This window comes from Deltaproteobacteria bacterium (assembly GCA_011773515.1).
Classification (GTDB): domain Bacteria; phylum Desulfobacterota; class Deferrimicrobia; order J040; family J040; genus WVXK01.
Genome location: WVXK01000007.1, coordinates 57075 through 66332, shown reverse-complemented (window position 1 = coordinate 66332; position 9258 = coordinate 57075). Strand labels below are relative to the sequence as shown.

Sequence of the window (9258 nt, the reverse complement as noted above, 5' to 3'; positions counted from 1 at the left end):
CTGTTTTCATTCCGCATTCCGCATTCCGCATTCCGAATTGCCACGGTTTATATATTCTCCCTCCTACTTAAAACCGTGCTGCTCATCCAGCCACTTCCGAAGCCTGCCGGCCCAGAACCGGAAGGCCCCCTCGGCGGCACCCCACTTGGTCATGCCCTCAAGCTTTCCCCCGGCTTTCCTATCGATCGCCGCCGCGAGCCGCTCACCTGTCAGGGAGTCGAGGATCTCCGCCTCCATGGATGCCTCTCCTACACCCGCGCTTTTTCCCGCAGAACCCTTTTTTATGGTGGTGATAGCCAGGCCGACGGGCATGATCGTTGAAACGCTGTCTACCCCGGGTTTGCTCGCCACCACGTCGGTGACGGCTATACGAAGCCTGAAAACGTCGGGGCCCGGTTCCTCGACGAGGGGGTATGCATTCCCAAGGGCATCCACCAGTGCCCGGTGGAAAGCGTTGGAGAGCTCCGCCATCTCGTCGGGGTGGATACCCCGGTAATCGGCATCCTTCTTCAACCAGAAGACCACATGGTCCACCATGACCTTGGTATACTTTTTAAAATCGGTCCCTTCCCTGATGTAGACGAGGTCGGCACCGCCTTCGGGCCCCTTTCTGAAGGGGGGATATTCCTCAAGGAACCCGGAGTAGGACCTCTGATGCGAGGCGCAACCAGCCGCCCCTGCAAGGGATAGGACGATTGCCACCGCCACAAGGAGCCTCCGCGGTTTTATCATGGGACATTCCTCCATTAAGGGTTGTCCTGTTTGCCGGGAGCTTCCTACCTGCGCCGATACCGGTAGTACCGGTCGTCGTAGTAATAGTAGTATCGATCCCGGTCATACTGGTACTGCAACTCCATCCTCCTCTTTTCCGACTCCATCTGCTTCTTGTAGATCTCTTCCCTCTGTTTCTTATCCTCTTCCGTCTCTTTCTTCAGCTCCGCCTGCAGTGACTCTTTTTCCCTGCCTATCTCCTCGGTTACCGATTTCAGCAGATCCTGCCTCTTCAAAATAATGTCCCTGGCCTCTTCGTCGGTAACGTTCATGCCCACGACGAACCCGGGGGCCACGGCAACAGCCTTGGCCTTTTCCACGTCCACGTAGATCTCATCCGAATAGACGTTCACCACCTTCCCCGTTGCAACCATGTTCCCCCGGGGGTCGTATACCGAGACATCTGCATCCTTTTCGAAGACACCCTTGAGGGGCATAACGAGAACCCGTGAATCGACCCCCGTCTTGCGGACAACCACCCCCCCTGCCCGTTCAGCCTCTGGCGCTTTCGGTGTAAACCACTTCCTGGAAATATTCCCCCCTTCGCCGCTTTTTTCCAAATCGAGGAGCACGCTGTTTACGAAATCCAAAAACTGCGTCTCCCCCTTTCTGATCCCGAGACCGTAGGGTTCCTCTGAAATGCGCACGGGGAGGATCTCGAACTCCCCGGGAGGGAGTTTTCCGAGTATGCTAACCAGTATCGGCTCATCAGTCGTCACGGCATCCACCTCCCCTTTCAGCAGGGCCTGGCCGGCCTGAAAATAGTCCTCGAAAGTGAGGATGGTAGCGCCGGGCAGCGCATCTTTCGCGTTCAGCTCGGAGGTCGACCCTTTTGCCGTCCCGATCCTCTTCTTTTCGAGGTCTTTCAGGGAACCGGCCGAACCTTTCTTCACCAGGAAGGACTGGCCGGTGAGAAAGTAGGTGCGGCTGAAATCGATGATTCGCTCCCTGTCAGCGGTCCTGGTCATCGTCGCGGCGATCAAGTCGACCTCTTTATCGATGAGTCTCGAGATCCGGTTCTCAGAGGTAACGGGTTTGAGCTTGAGCGTAACACCGAGCCTCTCCGCAATTGCCCTTGCGAAGTCGACGTCATAACCCACGACCTCACCCGAATCCATGTCGATGAACCCGAAGGGCGGCGTAAAGAACTTCACTCCAACAACGAGGACCCCCTTCTTTTTCACCTCATCGAGGGTATCACCGGCAAAGGCGAAACTTATCAGGGAGCCGATAATGACGAGCATGGTCAGAACCCGGGCTGTTTTCTTCATAACACTCTCCTTTCGGTTTTTATAACGAAGGTACTCTCGTACCGCAGAAAAGACACATCTGTTTGTTATGTCTCTGTATTATGGTCGAAATTGCCCTGTATATCAATCAGGTAGCGAAAAATATCCGCACAGGCCTACCCCGGTTCCGCCTGAAAACGATGGGCTTTTGCATGCAACAGCGGCACTTTTTCAGCATCTTATAAATGCGCACAAATGGAAGAGAATGGACAAAAGGAGAAAGACATGATGAGAGACAGGGTAAAGGAGCTCAAGGTCAGCCTTCAGGAAAAAATATCACACGCCCATGCCCACATCGAACAGGCAAAGGCAGACGTCGAATCAACCGCCACGAAGGCCAGGTCCGATATCGAACGGAAAATAAAGGAGGCACGGAGTAACCTGGACACGCAAAAAGAGGCGGCCGGAAAAGCCCGGGACAAATTCTACAGCAAAGTGTCCGAAACGAAGGAAAAAATAGAAGCCAGAGTCGTAGAGCTCAAGTCCAGCATTTCCGCCAAGCATGAAAAAATAAGCATCGAAAGGGCCGTGGCAAAGGCGGAAAAGGCAGAGGCATACGCCGAAAAGATGTACGGGCTGGCCCTCGTGCAAATCGCCGAAGCGGAGCTGGCGGCACTTGAAGCCGTCGCAGCCAGGCAGGAAGCCGATGAGCTTCTCGCAAGGGACCGGGAGGAGAGCTGAGCTGGCTCCCGACGATTCCCGCACCGGGTTTCCCGGCAGTTCCAGGCCCGGGTCCCCCAATCTGCGGGCCGGTGCCTTATCCAGGCTGACCCAAGGCTCTGTATAGTTATCCCCGTCCGCCGCGTAAATGCCTTGATTTAGCGTTCGCCCCCGGTTATTCAGCCCGCCATGACCGGAGATAAGGGCGATCCTTCCTTCGTGAAGAACCCACCGCCATGCTCAATGGACCAAAAGAGCCCCTTACCGAGGCAGGCAATCGGTCATTCCCTTCATTTCTCGGGAAGAAAGGTTACAATAATAGCGTCAGCAGCAAAGGCTGATCTGTCTTTTGATCTCTTTTTGAATGACAGGGGAAGAACACCGATGAGAGAAGGAAAATCGTCCCTCTCAAAGACGGGTGCGGGAAGTGGACTGATCCTCGTTCTCCTTCTCGCCCTCTTTTGTTGTCCAGGCAGTGCACTTGCGTCGTTGTCCGTAAAGGTAACGGTAGAAGGGATTACGGGTCCCCTTCTGGACAACGTCATGAAATACCTGAGCCTGGAGCAGCAGAAGACCGATCCCGCTCTCACTGACGGGATCGTCAGGAGACTCCACGGGAGGGCGGAGAAGGAGATCCAGTCAGCCCTCCAGCCTTTCGGCTATTACAACCCGTCAGTCAGCAAAGATTTAAAACGAGAAGATGCCGTCTGGCATGCCAGGTACGTGATCGACCCGGGGGTTGCCGTGACGGTAACAGAGCTGGACCTCATGTTGAAGGGCCCGGGGGGGGAGGACGGTGAGTTTAAAAAACTGGTGGGTGATTTTCCCGTGAAGGTGGGGGATACCCTGGTACACTCCCGGTACGAGGAGGGGAAAAAGGCGCTGCTGGATCTGGCCTTGAACCGCGGCTACCTCGATGCCCGCTTTGCGCTGAGCCGCCTCGAGGTCTACCCGGAAAAAAACAGCGCCAGGGTTATACTCCATTTCGACACAGGGGCAAGATACCGCTTCGGTGAGGTCAGCTTCGAGCAGGACACGTTTAATCCCGCCTTTTTGCAACGCTTCGTCCGCATAGAGAGGGGAGACCCCTTCACCCTGTCGGACATCACGGCGCTGCAGAATTCCTTGAGAAACAGCGATTATTTCAGCGACATCGATATACAGTACCGGCGTGATCTTGCAAAGGAGCGCGAGGTGCCGGTGGAGGTAAAACTCGTGCCCCGAAAACGGAATGCCTACGGATTGGGGATAGGATTCGGAACGGATACGGGAATTCGCGGAAGCCTGGGGTGGACCAACCGGCGTATCAATGAGTGGGGGCACAGATCGCTCGTTGCCCTCAGGGTTTCGGAGATAAAATCGAGCCTGAGCGGCAGGTATACCGTGCCCCTCTCGAAACCGAGCACCGATAGTCGTGTGTATACGGCCGGCTACTTCAAGGAAAATCCCGACACGAGCGACTCCGAGATGTTCATGGCCGGTTTGAGTTTCAACCACCTCTACGGCAGGTGGAGAAGGACGCTGTTTTTGAATTACGAGAGGGAAGATTTCACCGTCGGCAGCGATTCGGGTCAGTCGGACCTCATAGTTCCCGGTGCGAGCTGGACCTACACGAAAGCGGACGACACCGTATATACGACCCTCGGTTGGCGGGTTCTCTTCGAAATCAAAGGGGCCTTCGAAGACTTCGTATCCGATTTGACCTTCCTGCAGTTCCTCCTGCATCCGAAGTTCATTTACGGGCTGGGGGGGTTTGGCAGGATCATCCTCCGGGGGGAAGGCGGAACGATCCTCATCGACAACTTCTCAGAGCTGCCGGCTTCCCATCGGTTCTTTGCCGGCGGTGACCAGAGCGTCAGGGGATACAAGTACAAGGACCTCGGTCCCGTCGACCAAAACGGGGACGTTATCGGCGGGAAACACATCCTCGTGGGAAGCATCGAATACGAGCAGAGGCTGTTTGAAAAGTGGAGCGCTGCCATCTTCTACGACGTGGGAAACGCAATCAACAGGCTCTCCGACCCATACAAAGAGGGAGCGGGTTTCGGCATAAGGTGGATATCGCCCGTGGGGCTCTTCCGCCTGGACCTTGCATTTGCCCTCAGCAGACCGGGCGACCCCCTGAGGCTCCACCTGACGATAGGGCCCGACCTATGAGGAAAAAGATCCTGCTCACACTCCTGGTACTGCTCGTCGCCATCATCGTCGGCATCGGCTACCTGGCATCTTCGGAAGCCGGTCTGCGCTGGGTCTTCGCAAAATCAGCCGGTCTCGTTCCCGGCGAGATATCGGTACAATCTCTTGACGGTCGGCTTGTCGGCCCCATTTCCGTCAGGGGCCTCTCCTACAATGCAGAGGATCTGCGCATCCACCTCGACGAATTGTTCATAGACTGGGATCCCGCAGATTTATTCACCCTGAGAGTTCACGTAACGCGGCTCGAGGCTTCCGGATTGACGCTAACGAGCGGAGGGGCAGATGAAGGTTCTCCTTCCAAGGTAGAGCTTCCCGACATCAGGCTGCCGGTTAAGATCGAAATCGACGGCGCCAGGATCGAAAACCTGACCGTCGAGGATCAGGCCGAAGGCTCCACATTTACGGTAACCCGGGTATCCCTCGGCGCACGCGGAGCAGGCGACCTTATCCGGATCAATCACCTGCGGGTAGAGTCGCATCTGGTTAAGGTCTCGCTGGAAGGAGAAATCAGGCCCAGGAGGGATTATCCACTCGACATCCTAGTCGACTGGAACCTCAAGCCGCCGGGATACTCCCCCCTTCGCGGTTCCGGCTCGCTTTCCGGATCCCTCGGGGAGCTGCACGTAACCCAGGAGATCCTTGCGCCCCGCAGCGCAAAGCTTTCCGGGACCATCGAGGACCCGTTCGGCGAGATACGGTGGAAAGCATCCCTTGCCCTCGATCAACTTCACGCACAAAACGTCAATGAGTCGTGGCCACCCGTTACGCTGACCGCAAGGCTGGGGGGATCGGGAAACCTGGCCGTTTTTGACCTTTCCGGCTCTTTTACTGCGTCGGAGCCCGGGTACGGAGACATATCGGGGCAATTTCTCGCCCGAAACAGAAACGGCGACTGGATGCTGGATCGTCTCCTCTTAAACAGGCCCGGTACCGACCTGGAGATCATGGTGAGCGGGCACTACACCTCTACCGGAGGCCTTTCAACCTTTTCGGTCGCAGGGGAGTGGAAACACTTCACCTGGCCTCTTGATCCAAAAGAAGCCTCCCTTGTGAGCCCCGAAGGAAAGCTCAGCGCGAAGGGGGCCCCCGATGATTATTCATTCCGTGCCGAAACCCGGCTGCTGGGCGAAGAGATACCGGAGGGCCGGTGGGCACTGGAGGGAAAGGGGAACTTGAAAGAGATCCACCTTGGCAGTCTCAAAGCAGCAATCCTGGACGGGGATCTGTCCGGGAGAGGGATGGTGAGGTGGGAGCCGGAAACTGCATGGAGCATGACGCTGGAGGGAAACGGGATAGACCCGGGGGCCATGTGGGCCGAATGGGGCGGCAGGGTCGATTTCAATACCAGGTCAGAGGGGTCGATAGCGGAGGGGAAGCCAGAAATCACACTAACCATAGACGGGGTGAAGGGGCAGCTGCGCGGATACCCCCTCGACGGCGCCGGGGACCTGTATGTTTCTGGCAACCGCTACACGCTTTCCCGCCTGGAAATTCATTCCGGGAAGGCACTGTTTGCCGCCTCCGGGGGCCTTTCAGAGACATGGAACCTGAAATGGGAAGTCGACGCCCCCGATCTTTCGGAAATTCTACCCGGAGGAAAGGGTTCGTTGAAGGGAAAAGGAGAGATATCGGGACACCAGCGGATGCCTGCGATCAGAGCGAGCCTGAGAGGAAAGGATATCGCCGTTAAAACCGCCGGGGCAAAGGAGGCTCTCCTTGATCTCAAACTCGACCTCCAGGATGCGGGGGAATCCCGGATAGACGTCGAGGGGAGCGAGGTAACGGCTGGGCCCCGGAAAATAGATGCGTTTGCCCTTCGAGGCTCCGGAAAGATGGCCGCCCATAATCTGCTCCTCACCGTCAAAAGCGCAGGCGAAACCCTGAGGATCGAACTCGCCGGGAGATACGCTGATCGACACTGGGAGGGAGAGCTCGAGGGGGCGGATCTTTCCTCCCCCCAACTCGGTGATTGGGCACTTTTGAAGCCAGAGACAGTCTCGCTATCGCCTGCAAAAATTCAGACCGGCGATCTCTGCCTCGTGCGTGATTCGGCCCGTGTGTGCATGAAGTCGGAGTGGGAAGGGGCAAAGGGGCTGCAGGCGCAGGCGTCGATCATAAACCTCCCTCTCGATCTTCTCGGTTACTCCCTGCCGGGGAATCTGAACCTTGCGGGACACCTGAACGGGAAAGCGGAAGTGTCCTACACGGATGATGACTCTGTGAAAGGTGAGATCGCACTCGGTGTGTCATCCGGGTCGATCTCGTACACAGCAGATGAGGACAGGGATGTGCAGATCACCTTTCAGGGGGGGAATTTCGATGCCCGCCTCGACGAGAGTGAGCTCACGGCAACCCTCGACATATCGCTGATGGAGGAGGATGGTATCAAAGGCTCCCTGACGCTGCCCCGCTTTTCCCCCGGCGAGATTCGACCCGAGACGCAGGAGCTTGCGGGACATGCGCAGGTGCGGTTGAAGGAGTCCGGCCTGATTCCCGCCCTCTTCGAGGAACTGACAAATACCGCCGGCACCATGAAAGCCCGGCTAGAATTCTCAGGAACACTTGCTCGCCCCCTTATCACGGGGGAGCTTGCGCTGGATAACGTGGCTGCGGATATATCCACGCTCGGCATACGGGTAGAGGATACGCGGCTTTCAGCCTCAAGCGATGGAAGCGGCATCATCTCCTTTGACGGGGAGGCACGGTCCAACCAGGGAACTCTGCGCATAAAGGGCACCACCCGGATATATCCCCGCAGAGACCTGGATGCAAGCATCGACATCAAGGGCGAGAGTTTCGAGGTCCTCAAGACCCCCCAGCTGTGGTGCCTGCTCTCTCCGGACCTCGAGGTCCGCCTGCGGGGAAACAGCCTCAGCGTAGAGGGGGAAGTTGCGATACCGCAAGCGACCATCGAACCGCGAGACCTTTCAGGCGCCGCTTCGCCATCGAAAGACGCCGTTGTCGTCAGTGAGGCGGGGAAGGAAAAAGACGAGGGTAAACTGAGCGTAAACGCGCGGGTAAGGTTGACCCTCGGCGACAAGGTAACCTTTGACGGATTCGGGCTCACCGGACGCCTCTCAGGGAGTGTCCTGGCGGTGGAAGAACCAGAGACACTGACCACCGGAACTGGTGAACTGCGGATTCTGGACGGTAAATACGAAGCCTACGGACAGAAACTGGATATTCAAAGAGGACGGGCAATATTTGCCGGGGGCCTCATCGAGGATCCCTTTCTCGATGTGAGGGCGGTCAGGAAAATTGGGGAGGTGGTGGCGGGGGTGGAGGTAACGGGAACCGTGAAGTCTCCCAAAACGTCACTCTTTTCAAGCCCCGTTATGGATCAGGGCGACGTGCTTTCCTATCTTCTGCTGGGAAAGCCATTGACAGGCGCATCGAGCAGCGAAGGCCAGAAGCTCCAGGCAGCTGCCCTTACAGCCGGGCTTTCCGGGGGTGAGTTCCTGGCCAGAGATATAGGTTCGCAGTTTGGCCTCGATGAGGTTGCCGTCGAACAGGGGGAGGAAGGGGCAAGCGTCGTCCTGGGCAAGTACCTGTCTCCGAAGCTCTACGTGGGCTACGGCGTCGGGCTGTTCGAACCGATCAGCACCTACCGGATCCGTTACCACATAAGCAGCAAATGGCTCGTTCAAACGGAGCACGGCACCGAGACCGGCGCGGACCTGTTCTATCGCATAGAAAAATAGTCATGAAAGAACGAAACTCCGGGGAAGTTGTAGTTGACGAAGTACTGAAGGAGGAACTGTTTCACGCTCCGGCGGTCGTCCTCACCGGCGAAAGACCAGGGCATTGCCGGCCAGTACCCCGATCACCCAGGGGGGCGGCATGGTCAGCGCAGCGGCCGAGGGCCCGATGCTCCACTTCTCCGAGCCGCTCATCGGTAGCGGTGGGAAGGACCAGTGCGGGGCCCGCCCCCCCATATTAGCTTTGCTGGCCCTGCAGGAGAGAAGAAAAGAGTGGGGTTTACGTCCCCGAGTCCTTATTTGCTGCCCGTCCCCGGTAGAGTCTCCGGCTGATAGATCACCGGGGCGATGGTGCGGGCTACCAGGTTCCCTTGCTCGTTTAACCTCATGGGAATCACGGGCTGGATATTCAGCACGTTCTGTGTTTTTTCCCGGGGGCCGAAATTGAAGTTGGTGTTGTTCTGAAAAGGAAGGCTGATCAGGTCCGATACGGGGTTCTGCGTCTTTTTCGCCAGGTCTTCCGTCTCTCCGGCATATCCGGCAACGGCCACCGATACCAGGAGCATCAAAACGAGCAGAAAACACCTCATGGTTATCCTGAACATCTCCAAGATCTCCTGTCCTTTTTTAAGACAGTTTACTAC

6 protein-coding genes are annotated in these 9258 nt (G+C 57.1%); 3 read left to right on the top strand and 3 right to left on the bottom strand.

The features are described from left to right. Positions 1-63: 63 nt before the first annotated feature. Together GTN70_01215 and GTN70_01210 are read right to left on the bottom strand one after the other, a co-directional pair. On the bottom strand, positions 64-729 hold the full coding sequence (locus GTN70_01215; GenBank protein NIO15616.1) for a DUF3313 family protein: 666 nt from the start codon (positions 727-729) through the stop codon (positions 64-66). Between the two features lie 47 nt (positions 730-776). Continuing rightward, positions 777-2042: a transporter substrate-binding domain-containing protein gene (locus tag GTN70_01210; protein ID NIO15615.1), complete on the bottom strand. Its 1266-nt coding sequence runs from the start codon at positions 2040-2042 to the stop codon at positions 777-779. 243 nt (positions 2043-2285) lie between these two features. On the opposite strand from GTN70_01210, the gene GTN70_01205 reads away from it, so the two are divergent. The 3 genes from GTN70_01205 to GTN70_01195 all read left to right on the top strand — a co-directional run bounded on the left by GTN70_01205 (position 2286) and on the right by GTN70_01195 (position 8617). Then, entirely contained in the window at positions 2286-2741 is a 456-nt protein-coding gene (locus tag GTN70_01205) for a hypothetical protein (protein ID NIO15614.1), read from the top strand. Positions 2742-3104: 363 nt separating this feature from the next. Next, the gene (locus GTN70_01200; GenBank protein NIO15613.1) at positions 3105-4877 is read left to right on the top strand and encodes a BamA/TamA family outer membrane protein; all 1773 of its coding nucleotides are present in this window, start codon (positions 3105-3107) and stop codon (positions 4875-4877) included. Beyond that, complete coding sequence (locus GTN70_01195) at positions 4874-8617, top strand: hypothetical protein (GenBank protein NIO15612.1); 3744 nt, start codon at positions 4874-4876, stop codon at positions 8615-8617. Before GTN70_01200 ends, GTN70_01195 begins: the two co-directional genes overlap by 4 nt. A gap of 293 nt (positions 8618-8910) precedes the next feature. On the opposite strand, the gene GTN70_01190 is transcribed toward GTN70_01195, so the two are convergent. Beyond that, complete coding sequence (locus GTN70_01190) at positions 8911-9219, bottom strand: hypothetical protein (protein ID NIO15611.1); 309 nt, start codon at positions 9217-9219, stop codon at positions 8911-8913. Between the last annotated feature and the right edge of the window lie 39 nt (positions 9220-9258).